Below are 22,116 nucleotides of genomic sequence, written 5' to 3'. Positions count from 1 at the left end.
GCAAATATATCAAATAGATAAAACCCGACCTAAACAGTCGGGTTTTGGCTCGCGCATTTTGTGTCAACGCCATGTCAACGTTTGACGAGTGGTGCGTGGCAAGCCGTCATTGCCTTTGACGATGATACAGCCGAAGCATTGGTCTACGCTGTCACATATGGCGGTGCAGACTGGACCATGCGCGGCCGCGAGCGAAGCCGGTGACGATGCAGTTTCGGCTCAAACCCCCACCGGGGGCGTGTCCGGTTCGCTGCTGAGCAGCACTCCCGAAAGCGGGCTTTTTTGCGCAATACAGAAAACTCAGTTAGGTGTTTTGAACAGCCGCTGATACCTTCGAAAATAGCGCATGCCGAAGTTCGATCTGTGACCCGGCTAGGCGGGTATGCCTTGTGCGGAAGCGCTCAATCGCTTCAATCGTGGCCAGCGGTGTAGGTCCCTCAGAGAGCGCGAGCGGGACATGGCCGCCGATGGCGTCGGCAATCCGTGAAGTGGCGAAGGACACGTCGCCGTCGAGCACGTAACCGAGCATGCACCCCACAGGCAGCTGCTCTGCATATTGCTCCGTGAGAAAACGCATCATGCCTTGAGTGACGTACACGGTAGCCAGGGAACTGCGGCTTCCACCGTTGATCACGTTGAGCCGTTTGCACTCATAGGCTAGGTATCGCTGCCGATCCCAGTCGAAGAGCACGGCGATGTCGATGATGCCCTTGCTGTATTTCGACCCGTCGGCGGCAAGGCCGAACGGTTCGAACTGGTATTCGACCCAATGGCACAACCGACGCACCACGACGTCCTTGGCTAGGCAATCGACAAGGTTGATGGTGATATCATCCTCCCCTGGCTGATCGGGAAGAACCGCCATGCACGCTGGCCACGCTGCCGCGATCCTCTCCAGGAAGCGATCATCAAATGAAACGAAGTTGTCGACCCATCCCTGCACATCGCCGATCAGCATCAATCCGCGCCCCGCTGTTGGGACAAAGCGGCTGCCTGCTGGAGGTCGAGCGCTATTCCATCTGCATCGGCGAGCGCGGTGGAACGCAGCCAGAAGCGCATCTGCATAGGCTTTATAAGGTAGAGACAGTCACCGACAAAAACGCGCAAGTCCGGCATGAGCTGGAAGTTGCCGTCGAGAGGTCTGTGGATATGGGCTGCAAGTTGCTCAAGTACGTCGCTGAGCTCGCCTGCCACATCTTCTGCATAGTCTTCATGGCCGCCCAGCTGAAGGCGAAGGATCGCGAGGTCAGCGCCGCGCGCGACAAGGCGCGCATCAATCTTTTTGCCTTTGAACCAGTCCGTGAGGCTGGCCGACAATGTGCGCGCGTATTGAGCGCGTTGCGTTTCGTCAGGCGCGCCCCAGAGTTTCGGGAATTGGCCCTCATGGGGCTGAAGCGCAGGAAGGATCACCTCAACGGTATCGTCGATCAGCGCGATTTCATCGTGCGACAAGCAGAAGTATTGGTACGCGAGCCGATCGATCGACCGCAGGATCTCGCCGTCGTCGACCTGCATCGAGAACGGCTTGGTGGAGCGTGCGCGTGCTTCGTCCACAATCGAGATCAGCTCAAGGGCGGCTTGGGCGGCTGCGGCATGATCGGGGACATCGTCGGGTGATGGAAATGGCAATCGTAGCAGGTCGGCCTGCTGGACTTCGGGTCGATCCGACCCGAACGAAGCTGTGCCATGAAACGCGTACCAGACGGCCACGCGACTATTGAGTATTGCGGTCAGGAGCTTCGCACGGTCACTCTGTCCCTCCGGCACCACGATCGCCTGAAAGATATGCTGGAAAGTCAGCGGCTGATTGCAATAGGCGGCCCGAAGACGATTCTGTGACGTCTCGACCCCGCGGGGGATAAGAATGCGCGAGCGATCGAACCCGGCCTCGAATCCGCGACGACGAACCCTCGACGATGCAGCCGGTAGCAAGCCATCCACGGTCTGAGCCAGACGTGAATAGGCTGCAATGGGTAGGTCCGGCAGTCGGCCGACATAAGTGCTTTCGAGTGGAGGCGCATCGCTATCGCTGTCTTCATTGAAGGGCTGATAGCCTTGCCCGATGACCCATCGATCGCCCAGCTCTTCGCGGCGACGGCTTAGGCCCCCAAAATCATTGACGAAGGCCTCTAGCTTGGGGAATCTTGCGAGGTAACCGAATAGCTTAGCGTCTGGCTCCCGCATCCAAAGGCGCTGCTTGAAGATGAGCGGATTATCGAGAACCGCGCCCACCCCGAGCGAGGCCTTGTCCGCGCTGCTCAGCGTGATGACGCGCTTGATGCGCAGATTAAGATCGGCCTTTGGCGCCCAGTAGTCGAAGCGATAGGGAAAATTATCCGTATTCGCGCTGCCGTAGATGATCAGGGCTGCGGGGCGATGGGCTTTCTCGAAAAGCTGAAAGCGAAGGTCGGCGAAGTTGATGACGCGGCGGACCCGGGATTTTCGGAAGAAGGCATCACGCGCTTCGACCGTTTTTTGGGCGTGGTTGTGCAAAAATCCCATCGCAGGCAGCAGGAACGCGATCAGCCCGCCGTCGGCGAGATGCGACAGGGCCTTCCAGCTGAATGCCCAGGCGTCCTCGCCACCGGGCATGGGATGGCCCGCATTTTTGCTCCAACGCACGGACGAACGCGCTGGACCGCGTCGGCTGGTCCATGGCGGATTTCCGATGATGACCTCGTATCGAGCGCCATCGGGCGGCACTTCGAAAAAATCGCGGCAAACGAGCGTCTTGCCCCAGAGTTCCGGCAGGAGTTTCCCCCGGGTAATCAGCTTACGGATGTCGCGTGGCGATACCTCCTCGAGCAAGGCGACGTAGAGCGAGAACACCGCGACCCGAACGGCGCCGCCATTCAGATCCCAGCCATGGATTTGGCTCAGCAAGGACAGCAACGTTTTCCAGGAAAGCGTCTGCGTATTGTGTTTGGCGCGCCAATGTTCGCAGAGCCGCTGGAACGAGCGGACGAGGAAAACGCCTGAACCGCAGGCGGGGTCGAGGAAGTTTCCGGTCGTCCGTGTCGCGTCCGGCAACATCTCCCAAGCTTGGGAAACGACGGTGTCGGCGAGGAACATGGGCGTGTAATAGGCACCGCTGGCGCGGCGTTCGGCCTCGCGTTCACCCAAGAACCGATCGTAGACGGCGCTGACGAGCTCAATCGGGATATAGCGAAAGTCATAGCCCCAGAAACGCTGCTGACCTGAAAGCGCCATCTCATCGCGACCCGCCCGGAACTGCGCCAGGGTCGCTAAATGGGCGGACGTGACTTCTGGCGTCTCGCCCATTTGCTCAAACGAGCAAGGCGCAACAAACAGATCGCCATTGAAATCCGCATGGAGCGTTCGAAAGAAGGACCGGAAGAGATGGACGTCCCCCGTTTCCAGTAACGCCGAGAAGCTGTCGGCAATCTTGTCGGAGACGCCCGCAAAATAGGCAGGCGTTACAATTTTCCGGTCTTCAAGATACGCGATAAACATCGTCTGTATAAGCAGGGCTTGCGCTGCATCTGGCGCAAGCGCGGCCTTCTGCAGGAGGTCGTGGGAGACATTCAAATTGTCGAGGAGAACCTGATCGATGCGTTCTTTCGCCGGGAAGTATTCGCCGTAGTCCTTCCAGAGACGTCCGGATTCCGCGCCGTAAATAAGATTCTGAAATCTCAGCACTTCGGTGGTCAAGCTAAGGCTATCGATAAGGCAGCGGGTCTCGAAGGCGTCGCCTGGATCGCTCAGCGGAGTACGGGCAAGCGAAAACGCTCTGAGCGTATCTTCGGCGATGACCAACAACAGACTCGCCAGACCCTGATTCCACAGTGCGCCGTGAAGGTCGATTATTTTGGCACGGTCATATTGATCGGCTTCAAGGATCGCGACAGTTGGGACGCCTTGGACGCAGAAGATCGCTGAAACGCCCATTTCGGTGAGGGCGGCTCGGATGGCCGGCGCATGCGGCACGTCGCTGACGGTCTCGGCGGACTCGTAGAGTTCGGGCGAGCGCCTATGTGTAAGGCCCAAGCGGTCTTTCCACTCCGGTGCCAACCTGGATGTCAGGGTAGTTGTCATGCCCGCTTACCGCGGCGTTCCGATTGCATGGGCAAGGAGGTGGGGGGGAACTGCAGATGGCCCTGCACCTGATCGACTTCCGTCGCTGTAAGCGTCGAGCGCAGCCGCGCTATGATGGGTGCGCATGGCACGCAGAGAGTTGAGACGTCCAGTGAGCGGCGGTGGACGAAGCTTACGTCGACTAGCCGGAAGCTGTCGGCATCGATCAAGGCCACGCAGTCTTCAAGCGAGAGCCAAGACCTTCCCCGGCACTCCTTGAAGAGCTGATCGAAACGGTCGCCCACTGTTCCCACGCGCATACCGAAATCCCTGATCAACTCAGCCATGATCGCCATAGAGACGACTTCACCAGGCGTGAAGCTCGGCGCATGACCTTTGTGCGCAGCCAAGGCCGGGATGGCTTCCCGCCAAGTTCGAAAAGCGTCCACCGAAATGGACAGCAGCTCACGAATCTGGCTCTGAGTGTAACGCATGATACCTTCTTAGCCGGGAATATTCCCCGTATCAATCCGGGGTCGGCCCCGTGTTTATATTTGGTTTGTTCAATTTCTTTGTGCCAAAGGTTCTAAGTAGGCGCTCCGCTCGACATATTTGAGCGACCAAGAAGAGTAACTAAGCTGCTCGCTGTGGGGTGCGCGCGGGTCGGCCTCTGCAAGGCGACGGCTTGTGCACTATCCGGCAGTGGGGGAAGTTCCCTGCAGCTCCTTTAAACCGTAAACCTGTGAAACGGGCCGGGCATGGCCCTGCAGTCAAGGCGTCAGGCGTTTCCTGCTGGCTATTTGCCCGGCCCGGCTTTCACCGACACGCCCGCGCCTGATCGCGAATTACGGCGTAATCGCTGAGCATCCGAACGACCATCGCACTATCCGGCAGCGCATCCACTTCGTCGGCAACACGGGCCTGTTCGACCGGGCTGTATTCGACGACAGACGGGCACGGGGCCTGCCCTTCAAAACCGGCCATCGCGCATGCGCTGAGCCAGAGCATCGCGATCAGCGGGGCGGTGGCTGGCGGCGTCCAGCATCTGGCGTTGGATTTCATGGGTTCTCTCCGATGTTGAAAGACGCTCGGCCAACCGCCCGGCGCGCTCACCGGCGCGGCGGAGGTTCAGCAGGAACAGGGCGATGGTGAGGGCGGCCAGCAGGAGGCCCAGCGCTTTGCGCGCCGGGCCGCTTGCGAGGATGGCGGTGATCCAGCCCATCACCGCTGGCCCCGCTTCCAGTCGTCGATCCGGGCGTGGATGGCGACGGCGATGCCGATCAACGCCACGGCGATGAAGACCCAGCGCAGGGTGTCAAGGTAGGGCACTAGGGGAAGGATCGCCGATTGGGTTTCCGCTAGGACCTCCTGCGCCACCTCGACACCCGCGGCACCGACGGTCGCGATACCTGCTGCCCCACCGCCCTTAAGTGTGCGGCTGTCGGCCAAGACTTCACGGGCAGGGGGGATTTCCGACACGAAGGATGTGGCACGAACTGGGAAGGGTTCGCCCCAGGACCGTGCGGGGCCAAGATCGATGTGCATGAAACCCGACCGGGGATAATACCCGAAGCCCAGAAAGCCCACCGCCCGCGCGGACGCTTCAAACGGCACCGGGTCGTGGTTCGACATGGCGATGTCAAACGCCGTGCCCAGCATGTGCTTGGACGCAGGTGCCCCGCCGACAGCGCGGTTGTGGCTAGGGCTGCGATAGGCCGAGCGGACGATCATCGGCTTGCCGAGGCGATTGCGCAAGGATTGCAGCTTGTCCAGCGCTTCGGTGTTGATCTTGATGGCCCCGGTGCCGCGGCAGGCGATTTCCGCCGGGGAAAAGCTGGGCCAGCGCCAAGCACTTTCAGGCACGTCGCGGTAGTGGGCATAGGTCGTGGTGGGCATGATGGTCTCCAGAAATGCAAAACCCGCCTCTGGGGCGGGTCGGGTGGGTCAACAGGGTGGTGGATTGTTTGTCAGTCGCTGCGACCGTGCTGGAAGGCCTCAAACATCACATTGCGCATGGTGCGGATGTCGGTCTCGATGCGTTCAAGCCGGTCGGCATCGGCCTTGCGGTCCTCGGCGCGCTGCCGGTCTACACGGTCGCGCTCGGCGACAAGCTCGCGGTCGAGCCGCGCCAGCATCGCGTCATTGGTGAAGGCGCGGCGCGTGACGGCAGCGAGGAGCGCAATGAACCCGCCGATCAGCGCGGTGATGGCTGCGGTCAGGCCATTGTCACGGAAGGCCTGGCCGACCTCGTGGAGGATGGTGGTGCGTTCGGTCATGGGATGTCCTTCAGTAGTCGGTTTCGAGATAGAGGCCCGCGCAGTCGTAGGCGACGGCAGCCGCAGTGGCGCCGTTGTTCAGGTAGAAGCGGGGCGAGAGGAACTGGGTGTTGGCAGGCAGATCGGCGATGATCTCTTCCTCGAAGATCGCGCCGCTCACCTCGCCGACCACCCGCACCCAGACGGAACTGCCGTTCGGCGGAGTGGCGATGTACAGCGTCAGCACACCGCCGGTACCGATGGCGAAGGATGCGCCCATGTCGGTCAGGGTCGGTGCGCCGGTGCCGTCGTTAGCCACCAGCTGCCAGTTGGCATGCGTCCCGCGCTGGAACCCGATCCCGATGCAATTCAGCACGGTGGCCAGCGTCAGCGTCGTGGCCAGCGCTGCGGTGGAGCCATAGAGGCCGAAGAACCCCATGCCCGTCGCCTGCAGCGTCGCCAGGGAAATCCGGGAGACGAAGGTCCAACCGCCAAGACCAGCCGCATTGCCGCGCCAGCAGGCCCAGCCCGCAGAGCGCTGTTCTGCCGCTGCACTGGCCGTGATGGCCGAGGTCAGGCGCCATCGCCGCATGGAAGCGGCGAGGTTGGTAGCGGCAAGGGTGGGCGTGGACACGGTGCCGACCGAGGTGATCGGCAGGCCCTCCGTGGTGATGACGGTGCTGACCGACGGCGACCAGTTTGCAATGCGGTTCACCCCGAAATGCGGCTGCAAGGGGAAGTCCCGCCCCGAGGGCCGCATCACATCGACCCAAGGGGCCCCCGCCCGGTTGCGGGCATAGACGGCAATCTTGCCTGTTGGGGGCGCAGCGGGTACTGACGCAAGACCGGGCAAGATCGTCGGCTGCGGCAACTCCACTTGGCCGTTGGTGCTGTCGATCCGGATCGCCTCGTAAAAGGTCGAGCCATCCGGACTGACCTTGAAGCTGAAGTCGTCGTTGCCCAGTAGCCCGATCAGCGCCCGTGCAGAGAACCCGGTCTTGAAGGCAAAGGCGGCGTCGTTACCAGCTACCGCCTTGTTGACCGTCACTTCGATCCCGGCCCCCGCGTTGTTGAGCAGGAGCGCCGGGGTGTTGACCGAAACCCGGTTGTAGCTGTCCGCCGTGGCACCGCCGAGGCCGAGAAGCTGGGCAGTGAGGTTGGCCTGGGGCATACCCACCTGCGTCACCGCATTGGCGAATGTGACGGTGGGCGTGTTGACCACCGTCGTTCCGCCAGCGCCAGCGGTTGCGGACCCGATATTCACTACGGTGGTCGAACCGGATGCGCCGCCGGTGCCAAGGTTCACGGTCTTGGTGACGCCAGTGGTCGTGGCTCCGGTGCCCATACCGTAGGTGGCGGTCGTCGTCGCCGTGCCAATGGTTGCCGCCGCCGCCGACACGGTGACTGTACCTGAGGCGGTCAATGTGCCGGAGAAGGTCTTGTTGCCGCTGAAGGTCTGCGTGCCAGCAAGGATTGCCAGTTCGGATGATGTGTTCGGCAGCGTGAAGGTTCGTGTCGTACCGGTGCTGATGCCCGACAGCGAGAACAGCGCCTTCTTCGTCGGGTCGGCGTCGTTCACCAGGCTGAAGACGGCATCCGACACATCGACCGGTTCGCCGACAAGATCCCAAGCCGACCCATTCCAGACGACAAAGGCCGCCTCATCCGCAATCCACGCCAGCCAACCCGGGCGCGGGACCAGGCGCAGCCAGACGCCATCGACCCAAAAGGCGACGTTCAGATCCCAACCCGCCCAGAGGCCGGTCGCGCCGGAGGCCACGATGTATCGGTCACCGTCTGTCGGGCTGGCGGGCGGGGCTGTCAGATCCCGGTCCAGCACCGAAAGCTGGACCATGGCATCCAGCAGCCGCAGCGCCTCGTTGTGGGTGACATGTTTCTGCCCCTGCGATGCCAAGATGTAAGGCAGCAGGAGGTGGGTGGTGATGTCGGACATGATCCTGCTTTCAAAAGGTGAGCGTGACGGCGCGCCCAGCGCCCCGACCGATCAGGGCCGAGAGCTGGTAGATGCAGATGGAAAGGGATTGGCCGGGGCCGAGTGCTGCGCCCCAGTCGGCGATCTGCTGGGCGGCCGTGTAGAGGACGCTCGTCGTGCTGGCTGTCAGAGTGCGTTTGACAATGGCGCCGTCGAGGATTTCCACCGTATAGGCTTCGCTGTCCTCGGCCAGCGGCACCTCTGCAGCCTCCCAGCTGTCGGCCGCCAAGGCTCGTGAACGCCGGATCCACCGGATCGTCAGATCGCCGGGGCTGCGGGCCGTCCGCCATGGCTGTTCGACCTGACCCACAGAAAACGGCCGCAGCCCGACCCCTATCGGGGTGAAGGTCCTGGCGGCGTAGCTTGCGTCGCTGACCGGCCGCGAGGCCGGGCCAACGCGCCAGTTCCACGGCAGGCCGATGTCGGCTTGTGCCAACTGCAGTGGTGCAATCGTCGTGTCGAGGATCACTACGCGTGCACCTGAAAGCGCGGGGTTGCCCATGGCGAGTTCCGTGCCGCGCTGGCCTCGCAGCAGCCGGGTCAGCCGATAGCGTCCGGGCGCGATCAGCTCTGCTATTCCGGCCTGGACGATCTCCCATTGGCCGGGTGCGGCCTCCAACGCCAGCACATTGGCCCCGGCGAACAGGGCGAGATCGGTCACGCTTTGCAGTGCGCCGCTGGCGAGGTCGATCACCAGCGCATTGCCCAAATCGAAGCGCGACACTGGCCCGGCGTAGAAATCCGCTGCCAGCGTGCCGATCTTGGCCCTCTGGCCGAACGTGGTCAGCAGGGTGAAGCCATCCAGCGCCGGGCTGCGGAACACCGCCATCTCGCCGGGCCACGGCTGGGCATCGGCGGCGATCAACGGTTGATGGGCCGGGATGCTGTCGCTGAGCTGCGGCAGGTCGAGAAACAGCACTTCCGGCACGCCGAAGGTGACCGGACGGGCTACCGTGGCCGCCCGTGCTGCGCCCGGCGGCAGGTCGTAGACCGCGCGATCCTGACGCCGCGCTTCGATGCTGCGTGCGCCTGCATCCCCCACCGAGATCAGCCGGAACTCAGTCAGCCGCGCGTCGTGGTCGAGATGGATCACGTCGCAAGGATCGAGCGCCAGCCGGGAGGGCGGCAGTTTGAACACGGCACTTTCGCGGCCCGTCCATGTTTCCATCAAGGCCCGGCGACAACGGCGCTCGGCCTCCTCTGGCGGCACTGCCACCGCGAAGGACTCCGAGGCGATGCGGGCCGCGGTCACGGTGATGCGCTGCGCTTCGACGATGACCGCGTCGTAATCCTCGTCGGCGCGCGCCAACTGCCACTTCAGCGCCTGCGGAAGTTCGGTTTCCTGCGCGCGGGTCAGTTCCATCACGTCGCCCGAGCCAGAGGCGGCTACCATACCGTCGGGTGTGATCGTCGCGACGGCTCCTTGGCCGCGCATCAGAAAGCGGATCATGCCTTCGCTCTCGACCGCATCGAAGCCGAAGTGCTGCGCCAGCATGCTGATCGAGGCGCGCGGACTTTCCAGCGCGGTGATGACATAGCCTTCGACGGCACCCCAAAGGCCGGAGACATCCATCCGGTCCTCCGCCAGCCCGGCGCGCAGGCAGAGGCGGCGCACAAGGGCGGCGAGCGAGACAGCCCCGAGCCTCCCGGTCAGCCAATGGCCCAGCCGCCAGTTCGGCCCGTCCGACCAGATGTCGCTCGCCTGCGGAAAAAACGGATAGGGGCGCGCATCCCAGGTCCAGGCGGCGCAGTCGGCGACGTTGACCATCGAGGCACCATAAACCGCCGATACCGGGTTGTTCGCTGTGGCGCCCCAGAACAGATGCGTTGCCTCGAGGTAGGCGCGCTGGATCGCATCATCCCGCCAGCCCCGCGAGTGGTAGGGCACCTGGCTTTCCGACGACTTCGGATCGAAGAACACGTTCGGCTGGTTGGTGCCACGATCCACGGCCGGGCAGCCCAGTTCGGTGAACCAGAAGGGCTTTGACTGCGGCACCCAAGCCGTGGCGGCACCGCTTTCCACCCCGCCCGGGCGGTTGAAGTGCGGGTTGCTCCACCAGGCATGCAGATCCTTGAACCGGAACACCCACGGCTTGGCCACGCCGCCGTCGGTGATCGGCGTCCGGGTCTGGCTGTCGCGGTCGGTCGGGCTGGCGTAGAACCAGTCGAAGCCTTCGCCCCCCGCGATGTTGGATTGCTGATAGGCCCGGTCGTAGATTGCAGGCGCAAGGGTGGCGTCAGCATGGTCGAAGCCATCGCGCCAATCGGAGATTGGCATGTAGTTGTCGATGCCGATGAAGTCGATGTTGGCATCGGACCAGAGCGGGTCGAGGTGGAAATACACATCGCCCGACCCATCGCCCGGATGGTGGCCGAAGTATTCCGACCAGTCGCCCGCGTAGCCGATCTTCGTGCCCGGCCCAAGAACGGCGCGCACGTCGGCCGCCAGCGCCTTCAGCGCGGTGACCGCCGGATAGGTGCTGGCACCGTTCCGGATCGTCGTGAGACCGATCATCTCGGAGCCGATCAGGAAGGCATCGACCCCGCCCGCTGCCGCACAGAGGTGGGCATAGTGCAGAATCATTCGGCGAATACCCCAATCCGTGCCGCCGGTCCAAGTGACCGAGGTGCCGGAAACCGCGAAGTTTGCGGGCGTGGCGTTGCCGAAAAAGGCTGAGACCTGCGCGGCGGCTGTGCCGGTCTTGTCGACCGACCCCACAAAATCCGCAGCAGGCGAGCAGGTGATCCTTCCCCGCCACGGCAAGGCGGCCTGCCCGACACCAGCCGCGTTGTCGGAATACGGGTTCGGCAGCACGTTGTCGGGCGGCACATCCATCATCAGGAACGGATAAAACGTCACCCGCAGCCCGCGCGCCTTTATCGACTGAATGGCTTGCACCACCGAGAAATCGGCCGGGGTGCCACCATAGACCGGCTTGCCGTCGATCTGACTGATTACCGGGGCGGCGGCCCGCGCCACGCCGTCCACCGACCACGATGGCACCGTGGTCTTGGCCGCGACCTCGACCTTTGGCCGCACAGTGCAGTGGCCCGCGCGCAGATCGTCGCCGAACCAAGCCACCACCAGGCTGACACTGGCCACGGCCGGAGCCAGCGCCTCCAGTCGGTCGAGCGACACCTCCAGATCGGGCGTGTCCGCGATGGCATTGACGTTCTCGGCGGTACTCGTGCCTACATCGGTCTTGGTCACCACATCGGTGGCATAGGCGAACTCGCCGGAAGCCGGGATCATGGTCACCGCCTGCACCAGCCCCTCGGCGGTGTCGGGATCGGGAAGGGGCGCGAAGACCTCGAACGACAGTTGCGGCAGGCGGTTGCCAAAGGCGGTCAGCGCGAGGTTCTCGAACACGACATAGGCGAGGCCGCGATAGGCCGGGGTGCTGGTGGCACCCATCTTGGCCGCGATGAACGGGTCGGCGGTCTGCGCCTCGGAGCCGGAATACCAGCGCCAGGTCACGCCAGTCAGGTCCATCGGGCTGCCATCCGCCCAAATTCGCCCGATGCCGGTGATCGGCGCTTCGGTCAGTCCCACCGCAAAGGAGGCGGAATAGAGGTATTCGGTGGTGGTGACCTTCGGCCCGCCGCCCTTGCCGCCCGAGCTTGAAGTGTTCACCTCTTCCAGAAAGTCGGTCGCCCAGATGATGTTGCCGCCGAGCCGCATCCGGCCATAAAGGCGCGGGATCACGGTGCCTTCGGTGGCAGACGTGATGCGCAGGCTGTCGAGCCGCGTGCCCTCGATGCGCTGGCCGGGCGACAATGATGCCACCAGCGCGGAATCGATCACCGATCCGATGGAGGAGCCGATCATGCCGCCGATAGCGGCACCGGACAGGCCGAGGATGGTGCCGCCGAACCCGGCCCCGAGGGCAGAGCCGACGGCGCCCAGAACGAGGGAGGCCATGGATCAGGTCTTTCCAGAAAAAGGTGCGGTTGCCGGAAACCGGAAGGCGAAGGCGATGCGGCGACGCCATGTTGTGGTCAACACTTCTTCAATCACGCCCAACCGGTCGTAGGCGTGGATGAAGCGGTCGGGCGCGGTGAGGATGCCGACATGCTTGGCAATGGCGCGCGGGGCCATGCGGAACAGCACCAGCGCGCCGGGGCCGATCTGGGCCACGGGGATCTCGATCATCATGCCGCGCGCGCCATCGGCAAGAACCTCACGGATACCTGTCTCGCCCCAATCCCGGCTGTAAGGCGGGATCGCTTGCGGCTCGGCCCCAACCAAATCGCGCCAGACGCCACGTGCCAGACCAAGGCAATCGCAGCCAACCCCGCGCAAGCTGGCCTGATCGTGGTATGGTGTGCCGAGCCACGCGCGCGCCGTCGCGATCACGGCCTCCGGGTCGGCGGCCATCACAGCACCACCCCCTGATTGGCGTCGCCATTCGAGGCATAACGCAGCACCGCATCCTGTCCCGGAATGTTCGGAAATCCCCGAAAGTTCACCGCATTGGCAAAACGGTCGCGGCAGGTTTCCAGCCGCTTGTCGCAACCGGCCCGGATCACGAAAGCATCGCCCACGCCCACCGCCCGCACCGGGGCTTCCAGCAGCGAAATGGTGACGCCGGTATCCGCGACCTCGTGCATCATCACCTCCGCGCGCCGCCCGACCGATCCACCGCTGGTCCACTCCACGGTGCCGGAAGCGAACCAGCCGGTCGCGAATGCCCCGAGGCCGGAGGCGACAAATCCCCGGTCCCTGATTGTTGCAAGAACCGTCCCGCTGCCTTTGAAGGCGGGCGCTTCCAGATTGACGCCACAGCGTCCATCGCCCAGCGCTGCATCGCAACTGGCCTGATAGGCGCGGCCGACGGTCTGGTTCAGCACATGCGCGAGGCTGCGCACTTCGGCGACGAACGCCATGCGGCCGCGCCGGATCTGTCCCACCGCGCCAAGGCGCATCAACACGCGCTGGCTGGTGTCGACCCAGTTCACCCGCCAGAGCTCGACCTGTGCCGCGTCCCAGCGCCCGTCGATGATATCCGTTTCGGTGATGCGGTCGGAGGTCAGCACACCTTCGGCATCCTGCGCATCGACGGAAAGGTCTGATCCGGATCGGATTTCCGAGGCGGCAAACCCGCTCTCCGGCTCGAAACCCGTGCCGTCAAAGGTCAGCACAGCGTCATGATCGGTGAAACCGAGGGTCACCCCATCGACGCGGATGATCCGCCAGCACCAGGACAGGGTGGTGGTGCCATCATCGAGATGGGCTTGAAGTGCGGGGGAAAGCGACTTCATCGCCGGATCTCCAGAAGGGGGATGGACGTGATTGACCCCAGCCGTTCGATGTCGAGGGTGACGTCGAGCATGTCGGTGTCAAAGCGCACCGACACATCGAACTCGAACCCGGCGCGGACGATGACGCCGTTGCCGGGCGCGGCGGTGAAGGTGACAAAGCCAGTGGTCGCATCCAGCGTCCAGCCTGTCAGCTGTTCCACAGTGCCCAGCGCCACTTGGACCGTGCCCGCCACCGGTTTGACGATGGTCCGGGTCCAGGACTGCGCGCCTGATGTATACCGTTTGACCAGCTGGAACGTCGTCAGGCTGCCGGTGCCGGTGCCGATCTGCTGGTCGGTCGGCGTGATGGCCAGCGACGGCAAGCTGGATTTGTAATCCGCCCAGTCCTTGTAGCGGAACCCGTGAAGGCGGCCGTTGCGGGCTTCGAAGAACGCGACGACCGCCGCCAGATCGTCGGAGCGGCGGATGCCGTAAGCAACGTCAAAGCGCCGCCGGGAATTGACCCAGCTGGCATTGCGCTCTTCATCCCCACTCGCCAACTCGACGATCTGCGTGCGCCGTTCCGGCCCGCCGCGCGCGCCCCGGCTGATGTTGTCGGGAAACCGAACCTCGTGAAACGCCATCACATACCCCTCCGGCCAAGGGACACCGCCCGGGCAATGTCCGATGCAACTTGCGTGCGCGACTGGCGGAAGCTTTCGGCGTCGCGGGTCTGGATGGTGACGTTGACCGCAGGCGCTGAGGACTGCCCCTGTCCGTAGCCAGTGGCATCGCGGCGCGACAACACCCGCTCACCGCGTTGCAAGATCGCAGGCACCTCGTCCGGCTTAAGCCCAGCCCAGCCGCCCGAATGCATGCGCGGCGCTCCGGCGAAGGTCATGGCCGGGACCATGCGCCCGGTTCCTGCCAACCCAACGGTGCCACCGGAGTGCAGGATATCGGCGAAGATGCCACCCGCCCCGGTCAGAGCGCCGGAGAGCGCGTTGGCGATGGGACCGAGAATGAAGGTCCGCGCCGCCAGCTTGGCCAGATCGGCGATCATCGAGGTAACGAGGTCGCTAAAGTCAAGCTTGCCGGTTTTCACGAACTCGGCCACGGCGTTTTCGGCAGAGGTAAAGGCGCTGACCAGCGTGTTGCCGATGTCGCCGCCGATATCGCGGGCTTTCGCCGCATAATCCGCAAGGGTGGCGACGGCGGCTTCCCATCCGGTCTTGGCCACTTCGGCGCCCGCTGCCGCTGCGGCCCCCGCGCCACCGGCAGCGCGCCCGGCTTCCGTCATCGACTCGTCCAAACGGTCGGCAGCGTCTGTGGCCCCGTCCAGTGCGGCCTCGCCCTCGCTGCCCGCTCCGGCGACAGCATCCTTCAGCGCCTGCCAGCTTTGCATCGGTCGTGCGGCTGCATCTGCGAGCATGCCGGAGGCTTCACGATAGGCCTCGGCTCGGGCTGTCGCCTCTTCGGCCATGCCGGTGAGGCCAAGGTCGGGCGTGGTGACATAGGTTTGCGCCATCGCGGCCGAGAAGGCTTCAGCGGCGGCCGTTCCAGCGGCGGCCGCCGATCCCGCAAAGGGATTGTCGATCCGGCCCAGCGCCACAGGATCAAGCGTCCCGATCTGGGCCCCGCCTTCGCCGACGGCCCAATCGGGCAGCAGGTCGAGTGCCGCGTTCAGCCCGTTGATGAAGTTGTTGATGCGGGTGACGACGCCATTCAGCATCGCCTCAACCCCGCCGATCAGACCGTTTGCGGCTTGGAAGGCAAAATCGCCGATAGCGCTAGGCAGTTGGCCCCAGATTGCCTTCACTGCATCATAGGCGCCTTTGAAAATGCCTGCCGCCGAATTGCCGAAACTGGTCACCGCCTCCACCGAGGACTGCATTGCACCATAGATCGTGGCCTGCAGCCCCGCCCAGCTGGCCTCGATCTTCGACCAGGCAGACGCGGCCCCAAGGCCGATGCGATCCCAGACCTCCAACGTCAGTTCTTTCAGCAGGCCAATCGCTGCGCCAAACCCGCCCGCGCCTGCGACGAGCCGGGTGAACTGGAACACCAACTCCCCTGCGCCGACGATCAACGCGCCGATGCCGGTGCGGATCAGGACACCGCGCAGGATGACGAGGCCGGTGGCCAGGCCCCGGACTGACAGCGCTGCAGCGGCCAGCCCCGCAACCCAGCGCCCTGCCATCAGGGTGGCAAAGGTCGCGGCATAGGTGGTGATGCGACCGATGTTGTCGAAGAGCGCATTGATCGCGATGCCAATCGGCCCGGTGCTGCGTGCCATGCCGGCCAGTGTGTTCGCCACCACCTCCAGCGCCGGAGCGACGGCGGCGGTCAGCCGGTTGGTCAGTCCCAGCCAGATCAGGCTCAATTTTGCGATGGCATCGCCGGTGCGTTCGATCTGGGCGGCGTCGCTGGCGCTGACCGCCACCCCGAAATCGCGCACATCCTGCGCCGCCTCGCGCAAAGTGGCTGGATCGATGCGCAGGAACGCCAGCGCAGCCTTGTCGCCAAAGAGGTCGGAGGCGACAGCGGCGCGTTCTGCCTCTGGCACAAAGCGGTTCAGGGCCTCCTGAATGGTGACGATACGCTGGTCGAGCGGCAAGGCCTGCAATTGCGCCGCCGTCAGGTTCAGACGTTGCAAGGCCCCGACAGCCGATCCGGATCCTGCGGCCGCTTCCGACAACCGCGTGGTCAGTTTCTTCGTGGCCTGTTCGATCTCACCAAGAGACACGCCTGCCAATTCGCCAGCCCAAGTCAGTACCTGCAGGCTTTCCACAGTGGTTTTCAGGGACGCGGCCATGTCCGCTTGCGCGCCGATGGTCTCCAATCCGGATCGGACCATCGCAACGCCAGCCGCTGCTGCCGCGACCGTGATGGCGGCTAGGGCAATCCCGGCCTTGCGGGCAAAGCTGGCCAGCCGGGTGTTCGCCATTTCCATTTCGGTCGAGAGACGCCCGAACCCGCGTGCCCCGGCATCGCCAATGCCTTCCAGTTCCGCGCGCACCTGGCGGCCGCCTTCCGCCACGAGGCGCACACTGACCCGTTTTTCAGCCATCGCGGCCTCCTTCCATCTGTTCGTTCAGTTTGCGCACCATGACCGCCTCAATCTCGGGCAGCAGTTCGGCGGCGATCAGGGTGTCGATGCCCAGCGCCCCGGCCAGTGCGAGGGCCGCGCCCATGTCCCAGCCGAGGATCGCGCCAGGGATTACGCGCAGCTGGCCACCAAGGCGGCCGACCAGATCCCAGATCTGCCAGCCGTCCAGTGTGTGCGGGCGGTTCAGTCTTGCGGGGCAGTCTGGACAAGGGCCCGCGCAGGCCGCGCAGTATCTGTCGCCACCGCCGAAGGACCAGTCGGCGAGGGCGCGGAGACGTTTTTTTCGGCGTCCAGGATCAGGCCCTTGGCGACGTATTGCGTCTGGAAGGCCTCGAAGACTGGCCAGATTTCCAGCAGCGCGTCGATCCCTTCAGGGGTGACGGGCACAATTGTGCCCATGGCATCACCGACGCCCTCCCAATCCAGCACCGCGCGGCGGGCCACTGCTTTCGCCATGGCGAGCGCCAGTGCCTCCTGCGTGGCACCCTCTGGCAGGGCCTCGATGGCAGGGTCGGCGCGGGCGGACACCATCAGCGCGGTGGTCAGCGGGCCGACCAGAAGGCGCAAGCCGGGGGCGAGGTCCAGCCATTGCGGCGTGGCGGTCAGGTTCAGTCGGATCATCGGTGGGCCTTTCTCAAAACAAAAGCGACGTGCCGGGGCACGTCGCTGGGGAGGGTGGTCAGTAGAGAAGGGGGACTGTTCAGGTCATTGGAGACAGCATTTCTTGAATTTCTTGCCACTGCCGCAGGGGCAGGGATCGTTCCGCCCTACTTTGCCGGTGAACACGGCGTTGAACGGATCACCGCTGCGGGGCATCAGGGAGGACAGGACGTTCAGTGTCCCCGCAGCCTTCTTGGCCAGATACTCCGGCGTGAAGCAGTACCACCGTGCAAGTTCTGCGATGGTGTCGGTGATCAGCGTGTTGCTCGACAGGCTGGTGAACCAGTCGGGCCGACCGGCATCCAGCGTCGCCTGAAGCCGCTCGGTAAAGTCCTCGAACCGGCTGTGATCCGGGGTGATCAGACCACTGTCGAACACGGCGCGCACCGCCGTGTCCATGTTTGCAAGGCCAAGGGCCGCGATGCATTCGGCCCAAGACCACCAGACTTCCTCGCCCGTCCTGGTGCCAGTGAGGTCGAAGAAGTCGATCAGGAACTGCGTGATTTGTGGCCGCAGGTCCGGGTTCTCCAAGGCGACGATGGCCAGCGTGTCAAACATCTCGCCGCGCACGAAACCATCGGCATCATTATCCAGCAGGATGTCGAACAGCGGTTGCAGATCGCCGTCAAACACCCCTGCCATGACACGCGCGGAGGCTTCGGTGATCGAATCCCCCAACAGTGCATCCAGAAATTCCGGATCGCGCCGGAGCAGGGTGGCCAGCGGGCGATAGGCCCGCGTCTCCCGCCATTCCGCCAGCAGGAAGAACATGAAGACGAAGGCATCCATGCCCTCAAGATCGTCCATGCCTGCGGATTGCAGCCTGCCGATGTAGTCCAGAAAGACCGGCACCATCTCTTCGCGCGATTGCCCTGCTGCTTCCAGCGCCTCGCGCGGCAGGGGGCCACTGGCCTCCAGCGCAGCCATGATTTCGACGGGTGTCATCTGCGGAACCTTTCAACGGGGAATCGTTGAAGGGGATACCGCTATTCCGCGTCCGCCTCCACTGTGCGGATGGTCCTTCATACTCAATTCAATAGGCCGCAAAAGTGTTGACCAGCACAGCTGTGCACATTCGGGCAGGGCTGGTGGCTTTGGCGGCCTGCCAGTCGAACGTCGCCTGCACGCCTTGCGGCCCGGCGATTTCGATCCGGGGGATCGGCAGATACACGGCATGCGCGGTGAAGGTGAAACTGGCGTTCGCGCCGAGGCTGTAGTTGAACTCCAGCTCACAGGGGCTACCGTCGATGGCTTGGGTCACCAGCGTGCTGTCCGAGAACCGCACCTCGATCCGCCCGGTCAACGCCGCCATTGTCGGGTCTGCGCCATCGATGCGGCCATCACCGCGGATGGTTTCGATCCGGTCGAGGTTGTTGGAGTAGGTGATCTCGGCCGAGACCACATTGCCCAGCGCGGCGCCATTCCGCTTCACCGTGCCGTTGAAGTGACCGAAGCGCTGCAGGCCCAGCGCGGTGGGCGTGCCAGCAGCGGTCGTGGCGGCGATGGTTTCCCCCTGCGCCACCAACTTTGCGGTGGCGGTCAGCAGACCCGACCGCTGCATCTGCCAAGACAGCTGATCCAGGACGCATCCGGAATACATCGCAAAGCGCGGCACCTCGGGCATGGCTGTCTCGATGGACATGCTGGGCAAGGTCCAGTTGCCCGACTGGAATGTGTGGGTCTTCGGCGTGGTACCAGCGGTCGTGGGCTGGCCGAACGCCGCCTTCAGCCAATAACCGAAGGCTTCCACATCGATGGGGATCACCACTTCGCCGTCGGCAGTAACCGCGTCCTTGATCGGGGCCAATGGATCGCGGCCGTAGCCCAGCAGTTCGGATTCCAGCAGCGGCTGTTCCGACCCGAGTGTCGCCCGGGCGAAAGGCATCAGCCGGAACCCACTGACCGGCGGGGTGCCGTAAACCGTCTCATACGCAAGCGCCATCTGCGCCCGCGCGCCTTGCGCACGTGCCATGGGAGTCTCCTTTATGTAGGGATGGTCAGGCCAGAGGGCCGGTAGTGGTGTAGTGCAGGACGACGGTGATGACCGCCGCCTTCAGCGCCGCCGCGCCCTCGATGGGCAGGTCAACCGAGGCTGGGGCTTCGGGTTCGACCCAGTCGCAGAGGCCGCCAAGTGTGCGGTCGGCCTCCAGTGCGGTGCCGATGGCGGCTATCAGGGTATCGAAGGTGCTGGCCCGACCTGTGCCAGCCTGGACGACGACCTCCAGTTCGGCCCGGTGCCGGTAGTGGTAGCGCAGCGGCGACAGCGTCACCTCCGGCTCGCCCGGCTGGCCATCGCGCAGGATGATCAGCCCCGATGCGGGGATCCGTTCGGGTAGCACTTCATCGCGCAGGGTGAGGGCGGCAAGCGGCTGCAGCCGCGCGTGCAGCGCAGCCAGGACGGTATCGCGGGTGGTGGCCATCCTGTTCGCTCCTGCGATTGTAGGTCTGGAAAACCTCCATGGCGACACCCACAAGGTTCCCTTCGGGATTTATTCGCGCTTTGCGAAGCCTGTGCTACTATTGGCAAAAAGGTGATTTGGAGCAGTCATGGCAAAGGGCGCAGCATGGGTCCGTTCTGCAGAGAAAGAACAGGTTAGCACCGGAAGCTGGACAACTGGCAAGAAGATGCCAAAGACCACATTTCCACTTCGCGGCAACCAATCCTATCGTCTGGCCGGAACCTGGACTTGGCGTCTGATTTCGTTTGCGGTGGGCACAGATCAGTACCGCGTTCTGCTCGCGCACAAGGCACAAAAGCAAGAATTCATGGCTATGTTGGGCCATCTGGTGGGGCGCGATATGACAGTGTTGTGTCGGATCGAACACCATGGATCGCATCCAGGTTGGCACATCCACTATCAACCCTTTGAAACCAAACAAAGCGGTGTCGTGATCGGGGCCGACGCGAGGAAGCGACCTTGCGGGCGAGATAGCCGATTTGGCACCGATGTGATATCGGGCTTCGATGACTGGGCGGTTTCTGTCGCTCACAGCCTTTTCAACCTGCCGCATTCACGCGGTGATAGCGACGAGACCCTATTGTGAAGCAGGAACTCTGCAGAGCCTTTTGTGACAGTGTCAGCGTGACGGAGCTTCCCTGTGGCTTCGGCATCAGCACGACTCTGTTTGAAATCGAAGGCGATCCAGCAGGCCTGTACGCAATCGGTCCCGACAGCACCGGTCACTGGAAACTGGAAGACGCCGGGCGGTTGCTGCCGTCACTGGTCGCATCCGGCTACGATCTTGCATCTGATCAAAGGAAGAAGGCGCTCGCCTCGATCCTTGAAACCGCTGACGCCACATTCGATGACGACGCACTGGAAATTTCGACTGGTCCAATCTCGAAATCCGAAATTCCAGCGCATGCGATCCGGCTCATTGTGGCTCTCGTAAGGGTTTCTGATCTGGTACAGATGACAGCGGATCGCGTTCGCAGCACGTTCAAGGAAGACGTGCGGACGGCGCTTGCATCGTCGTTGCCTGAAGACGTGGAGATACTGGAGAATTCTCCAGCAGATGATCAAAGCGCAGATTTGCGGGCTGATCTAGTTCTCAAACAATCTGGTCGCGCCCCGGTGGCGCTGTATCTTGCACAGAATGACCTATCGCTAGTTGAGGCCATGCTTCTGCGGTCTGAAACGCAGGGTGCTGGTGAAACCCGGCCGTTGGTTGCGGCGCTGCTCGAGCGTGAAAACGCCGTTTCCAAGCATACACGGACACGAGCTATGAACCGGCTGGATTCAGTCGGCGTCTACGAGGGTGACGAAAAGCAGGCCGTCGCCAAAGTCGTCCAGTTTGTTTCTAGCGCACCTAGGGTGGCAGCCTAAGGGATTGGACGGTTGGCCTGACACAGGCTGCTCTCTAACGTCCATTGTTCAGGCTAGGTCTTCCCTGCCACCCAGTTCGCCACGATCAACCCCGGAACGCCGTTCACCGCCCGCTCCGCATCCCTTGCGAGGTCCAGCCGCTTGCGCAGTTTGACCTGCGGCACAAGCAGGAAGATCGGCACGGTCGCCACGCCGCGTCCGGTCTTTGACTTTGAGGCAACGGCCCGTCCTTTCGAATTCAGCCTTCCCTCCGCCACCAAGAGGCTCGGCCCATGGCGACGATAGATGAACCGCAGGCGCAGGCCAGTGCGGCGTTCCCATTCGCCTGGCGTGATGCGGCCACCCTTGGTGCTCTTCCCTGCGGCCGGGGTGGGGATCGCCAGCCAGAACCCGTTTTTGGAGCGGATCAGCGGCCCCGTGTCATGCGCGCCGATGATCACCGGCGCGTTGGACCAGACCAGCGCGGCCGCGTTCAGGCTGTCGCCGGATTTCGGGAAGCTGGCGAGGCGGATGCTGTTTCCCAGCCGGGTGCCAAGGCCCGCGCTGGTGATCTGCCCGCGCCAGGCGGATTTCAGAGAGGTGCCCGCCTCGCGCATGGCAGCGGACACCGCCTTTTCCCCGGCGGCGATTTCAGCCTGCATCAGCGCCACAATGTCGGGATCGAAGGCGATCTTCAGCTTCATGCGGGCCTCGTGTCCAGCGACCAGATCAGGCGTTCGCGGTCGAGCTTCGGTTCTCCTTGCAAGATGAAGTCCTCCGCGCCGATCCTGATCAGATCGCCCGGCGCGGGGGTGGGCAGGTCTGCGATGCGGGCGTCCAGTCGAGTGGTTTCCGACAATATCCGCCCAGCGCCGAAGGGCGTGATCTCGTCGGGCGATTTGCGGATGACCCGGACGGCAACGCCCGGGCCGACCCCGCCCGCAAGCCACAGGGCATCCACCGCCATGTTGCGGTCGGCGAAGATCATGTTCATGGCGGTGGTGAAGGCGTTCATCT

At 63.7% G+C, this 22,116-nt stretch carries 21 protein-coding genes; 2 read left to right on the top strand and 19 right to left on the bottom strand.

The features are described 5' to 3' along the window. Nucleotides 1–304 precede the first annotated feature (304 nt). The 17 genes from RSW2DRAFT_RS13520 to RSW2DRAFT_RS13445 form a co-directional block, all read right to left on the bottom strand. The gene (locus RSW2DRAFT_RS13520) at nucleotides 305–958 is read right to left on the bottom strand and encodes a hypothetical protein (RefSeq protein ID WP_008031863.1); all 654 of its coding nucleotides are present in this window, start codon (nucleotides 956–958) and stop codon (nucleotides 305–307) included. Continuing rightward, nucleotides 958–4,056: an HsdM family class I SAM-dependent methyltransferase gene (locus RSW2DRAFT_RS13515; protein ID WP_008031862.1), complete on the bottom strand. Its 3,099-nt coding sequence runs from the start codon at nucleotides 4,054–4,056 to the stop codon at nucleotides 958–960. The genes RSW2DRAFT_RS13520 and RSW2DRAFT_RS13515 overlap by 1 nt, the downstream gene beginning before the upstream one ends. After that, nucleotides 4,053–4,529 (bottom strand): hypothetical protein, encoded by a 477-nt coding sequence (locus RSW2DRAFT_RS13510; protein ID WP_008031861.1) that lies wholly within the window; start codon nucleotides 4,527–4,529, stop codon nucleotides 4,053–4,055. Before RSW2DRAFT_RS13510 ends, RSW2DRAFT_RS13515 begins: the two co-directional genes overlap by 4 nt. A gap of 476 nt (nucleotides 4,530–5,005) precedes the next feature. Beyond that, a complete protein-coding gene (locus RSW2DRAFT_RS13505; RefSeq protein WP_008031860.1) occupies nucleotides 5,006–5,257 on the bottom strand; it encodes a hypothetical protein in 252 nt (83 codons plus the stop codon). After that, a complete protein-coding gene (locus tag RSW2DRAFT_RS13500) occupies nucleotides 5,257–5,931 on the bottom strand; it encodes a YcbK family protein (RefSeq protein ID WP_008031859.1) in 675 nt (224 codons plus the stop codon). Before RSW2DRAFT_RS13500 ends, RSW2DRAFT_RS13505 begins: the two co-directional genes overlap by 1 nt. A 71-nt stretch (nucleotides 5,932–6,002) precedes the next feature. Then, on the bottom strand, nucleotides 6,003–6,311 hold the full coding sequence (locus RSW2DRAFT_RS13495; protein WP_008031858.1) for a hypothetical protein: 309 nt from the start codon (nucleotides 6,309–6,311) through the stop codon (nucleotides 6,003–6,005). Nucleotides 6,312–6,321: 10 nt separating this feature from the next. Beyond that, nucleotides 6,322–8,244 (bottom strand): DUF2793 domain-containing protein, encoded by a 1,923-nt coding sequence (locus tag RSW2DRAFT_RS13490; RefSeq protein WP_008031857.1) that lies wholly within the window; start codon nucleotides 8,242–8,244, stop codon nucleotides 6,322–6,324. Nucleotides 8,245–8,254: 10 nt separating this feature from the next. Further along, nucleotides 8,255–12,205: a baseplate multidomain protein megatron gene (locus RSW2DRAFT_RS13485; RefSeq protein ID WP_008031856.1), complete on the bottom strand. Its 3,951-nt coding sequence runs from the start codon at nucleotides 12,203–12,205 to the stop codon at nucleotides 8,255–8,257. 3 nt (nucleotides 12,206–12,208) lie between these two features. Continuing rightward, nucleotides 12,209–12,661, bottom strand: coding sequence for an NlpC/P60 family protein (locus tag RSW2DRAFT_RS13480; protein WP_008031855.1), 453 nt, complete (start codon nucleotides 12,659–12,661; stop codon nucleotides 12,209–12,211). Continuing rightward, a complete protein-coding gene (locus tag RSW2DRAFT_RS13475; RefSeq protein ID WP_008031854.1) occupies nucleotides 12,661–13,545 on the bottom strand; it encodes a DUF2163 domain-containing protein in 885 nt (294 codons plus the stop codon). The genes RSW2DRAFT_RS13480 and RSW2DRAFT_RS13475 overlap by 1 nt, the downstream gene beginning before the upstream one ends. After that, nucleotides 13,542–14,168 carry a DUF2460 domain-containing protein gene (locus RSW2DRAFT_RS13470; protein WP_008031853.1) on the bottom strand — a complete coding sequence of 209 codons (627 nt, stop codon included), beginning with the start codon at nucleotides 14,166–14,168 and terminating at the stop codon, nucleotides 13,542–13,544. Before RSW2DRAFT_RS13470 ends, RSW2DRAFT_RS13475 begins: the two co-directional genes overlap by 4 nt. Further along, a complete protein-coding gene (locus tag RSW2DRAFT_RS13465) occupies nucleotides 14,168–16,594 on the bottom strand; it encodes a phage tail tape measure C-terminal domain-containing protein (RefSeq protein ID WP_008031852.1) in 2,427 nt (808 codons plus the stop codon). Before RSW2DRAFT_RS13465 ends, RSW2DRAFT_RS13470 begins: the two co-directional genes overlap by 1 nt. After that, nucleotides 16,587–16,745 (bottom strand): DUF7697 family protein, encoded by a 159-nt coding sequence (locus RSW2DRAFT_RS18725; protein WP_449314183.1) that lies wholly within the window; start codon nucleotides 16,743–16,745, stop codon nucleotides 16,587–16,589. The genes RSW2DRAFT_RS13465 and RSW2DRAFT_RS18725 overlap by 8 nt, the downstream gene beginning before the upstream one ends. 71 nt (nucleotides 16,746–16,816) lie before the next feature. Beyond that, on the bottom strand, nucleotides 16,817–17,254 hold the full coding sequence (locus RSW2DRAFT_RS13460) for a hypothetical protein (protein WP_008031850.1): 438 nt from the start codon (nucleotides 17,252–17,254) through the stop codon (nucleotides 16,817–16,819). Nucleotides 17,255–17,338: 84 nt separating this feature from the next. Next, the gene (locus tag RSW2DRAFT_RS18335; RefSeq protein WP_008031849.1) at nucleotides 17,339–18,238 is read right to left on the bottom strand and encodes a DUF1186 domain-containing protein; all 900 of its coding nucleotides are present in this window, start codon (nucleotides 18,236–18,238) and stop codon (nucleotides 17,339–17,341) included. Nucleotides 18,239–18,326: 88 nt separating this feature from the next. Beyond that, the gene (locus tag RSW2DRAFT_RS13450; protein WP_008031848.1) at nucleotides 18,327–19,265 is read right to left on the bottom strand and encodes a phage tail tube protein; all 939 of its coding nucleotides are present in this window, start codon (nucleotides 19,263–19,265) and stop codon (nucleotides 18,327–18,329) included. A 25-nt stretch (nucleotides 19,266–19,290) separates the two neighbouring features. Then, on the bottom strand, nucleotides 19,291–19,713 hold the full coding sequence (locus tag RSW2DRAFT_RS13445; protein ID WP_008031847.1) for a hypothetical protein: 423 nt from the start codon (nucleotides 19,711–19,713) through the stop codon (nucleotides 19,291–19,293). 127 nt (nucleotides 19,714–19,840) lie between these two features. On the opposite strand from RSW2DRAFT_RS13445, the gene RSW2DRAFT_RS13440 reads away from it, so the two are divergent. After that, nucleotides 19,841–20,338 (top strand): hypothetical protein, encoded by a 498-nt coding sequence (locus tag RSW2DRAFT_RS13440; RefSeq protein WP_156790723.1) that lies wholly within the window; start codon nucleotides 19,841–19,843, stop codon nucleotides 20,336–20,338. After that, the gene (locus RSW2DRAFT_RS13435; protein ID WP_008031846.1) at nucleotides 20,335–21,120 is read left to right on the top strand and encodes a DUF1828 domain-containing protein; all 786 of its coding nucleotides are present in this window, start codon (nucleotides 20,335–20,337) and stop codon (nucleotides 21,118–21,120) included. The genes RSW2DRAFT_RS13440 and RSW2DRAFT_RS13435 overlap by 4 nt, the downstream gene beginning before the upstream one ends. A gap of 53 nt (nucleotides 21,121–21,173) precedes the next feature. Here RSW2DRAFT_RS13435 and RSW2DRAFT_RS13430 read toward each other — a convergent pair whose 3' ends face one another. Together RSW2DRAFT_RS13430 and RSW2DRAFT_RS13425 are read right to left on the bottom strand one after the other, a co-directional pair. Continuing rightward, on the bottom strand, nucleotides 21,174–21,803 hold the full coding sequence (locus tag RSW2DRAFT_RS13430) for a DUF6441 family protein (protein ID WP_008031845.1): 630 nt from the start codon (nucleotides 21,801–21,803) through the stop codon (nucleotides 21,174–21,176). Continuing rightward, a complete protein-coding gene (locus RSW2DRAFT_RS13425) occupies nucleotides 21,800–22,114 on the bottom strand; it encodes a head-tail joining protein (protein ID WP_008031844.1) in 315 nt (104 codons plus the stop codon). The genes RSW2DRAFT_RS13430 and RSW2DRAFT_RS13425 overlap by 4 nt, the downstream gene beginning before the upstream one ends. Between the last annotated feature and the right edge of the window lie 2 nt (nucleotides 22,115–22,116).

The organism is Rhodobacter ferrooxidans (genome assembly GCF_000176015.1).
In the GTDB taxonomy this organism is placed as follows: domain Bacteria; phylum Pseudomonadota; class Alphaproteobacteria; order Rhodobacterales; family Rhodobacteraceae; genus Pseudorhodobacter_B; species Pseudorhodobacter_B ferrooxidans.
This window is presented reverse-complemented; position numbering and strand designations above follow the sequence as displayed.

Bases quoted from the DNA above. Each gene is read 5' to 3' on its own strand.
- RSW2DRAFT_RS13495 (WP_008031858.1), bottom strand. From the start codon at position 6,311: ATGACCGAACGCACCACCATCCTCCACGAGGTCGGCCAGGCCTTCCGT.
- RSW2DRAFT_RS13450 (WP_008031848.1), bottom strand. From the start codon at position 19,265: ATGGCACGTGCGCAAGGCGCGCGGGCGCAGATGGCGCTTGCGTATGAG.
- RSW2DRAFT_RS13485 (WP_008031856.1), bottom strand. From the start codon at position 12,205: ATGGCCTCCCTCGTTCTGGGCGCCGTCGGCTCTGCCCTCGGGGCCGGG.
- RSW2DRAFT_RS13470 (WP_008031853.1), bottom strand. From the start codon at position 14,168: ATGGCGTTTCACGAGGTTCGGTTTCCCGACAACATCAGCCGGGGCGCG.
- RSW2DRAFT_RS18335 (WP_008031849.1), bottom strand. From the start codon at position 18,238: ATGACACCCGTCGAAATCATGGCTGCGCTGGAGGCCAGTGGCCCCCTG.
- RSW2DRAFT_RS13465 (WP_008031852.1), bottom strand. From the start codon at position 16,594: ATGGCTGAAAAACGGGTCAGTGTGCGCCTCGTGGCGGAAGGCGGCCGC.
- RSW2DRAFT_RS13505 (WP_008031860.1), bottom strand. From the start codon at position 5,257: ATGGGCTGGATCACCGCCATCCTCGCAAGCGGCCCGGCGCGCAAAGCG.
- RSW2DRAFT_RS13425 (WP_008031844.1), bottom strand. From the start codon at position 22,114: ATGAACGCCTTCACCACCGCCATGAACATGATCTTCGCCGACCGCAAC.
- RSW2DRAFT_RS13480 (WP_008031855.1), bottom strand. From the start codon at position 12,661: ATGGCCGCCGACCCGGAGGCCGTGATCGCGACGGCGCGCGCGTGGCTC.
- RSW2DRAFT_RS13520 (WP_008031863.1), bottom strand. From the start codon at position 958: ATGCTGATCGGCGATGTGCAGGGATGGGTCGACAACTTCGTTTCATTT.
- RSW2DRAFT_RS13515 (WP_008031862.1), bottom strand. From the start codon at position 4,056: ATGACAACTACCCTGACATCCAGGTTGGCACCGGAGTGGAAAGACCGC.
- RSW2DRAFT_RS13440 (WP_156790723.1), top strand. From the start codon at position 19,841: ATGGCAAAGGGCGCAGCATGGGTCCGTTCTGCAGAGAAAGAACAGGTT.
- RSW2DRAFT_RS13500 (WP_008031859.1), bottom strand. From the start codon at position 5,931: ATGCCCACCACGACCTATGCCCACTACCGCGACGTGCCTGAAAGTGCT.
- RSW2DRAFT_RS13430 (WP_008031845.1), bottom strand. From the start codon at position 21,803: ATGAAGCTGAAGATCGCCTTCGATCCCGACATTGTGGCGCTGATGCAG.
- RSW2DRAFT_RS13460 (WP_008031850.1), bottom strand. From the start codon at position 17,254: ATGATCCGACTGAACCTGACCGCCACGCCGCAATGGCTGGACCTCGCC.
- RSW2DRAFT_RS13475 (WP_008031854.1), bottom strand. From the start codon at position 13,545: ATGAAGTCGCTTTCCCCCGCACTTCAAGCCCATCTCGATGATGGCACC.
- RSW2DRAFT_RS13490 (WP_008031857.1), bottom strand. From the start codon at position 8,244: ATGTCCGACATCACCACCCACCTCCTGCTGCCTTACATCTTGGCATCG.
- RSW2DRAFT_RS13445 (WP_008031847.1), bottom strand. From the start codon at position 19,713: ATGGCCACCACCCGCGATACCGTCCTGGCTGCGCTGCACGCGCGGCTG.
- RSW2DRAFT_RS13510 (WP_008031861.1), bottom strand. From the start codon at position 4,529: ATGCGTTACACTCAGAGCCAGATTCGTGAGCTGCTGTCCATTTCGGTG.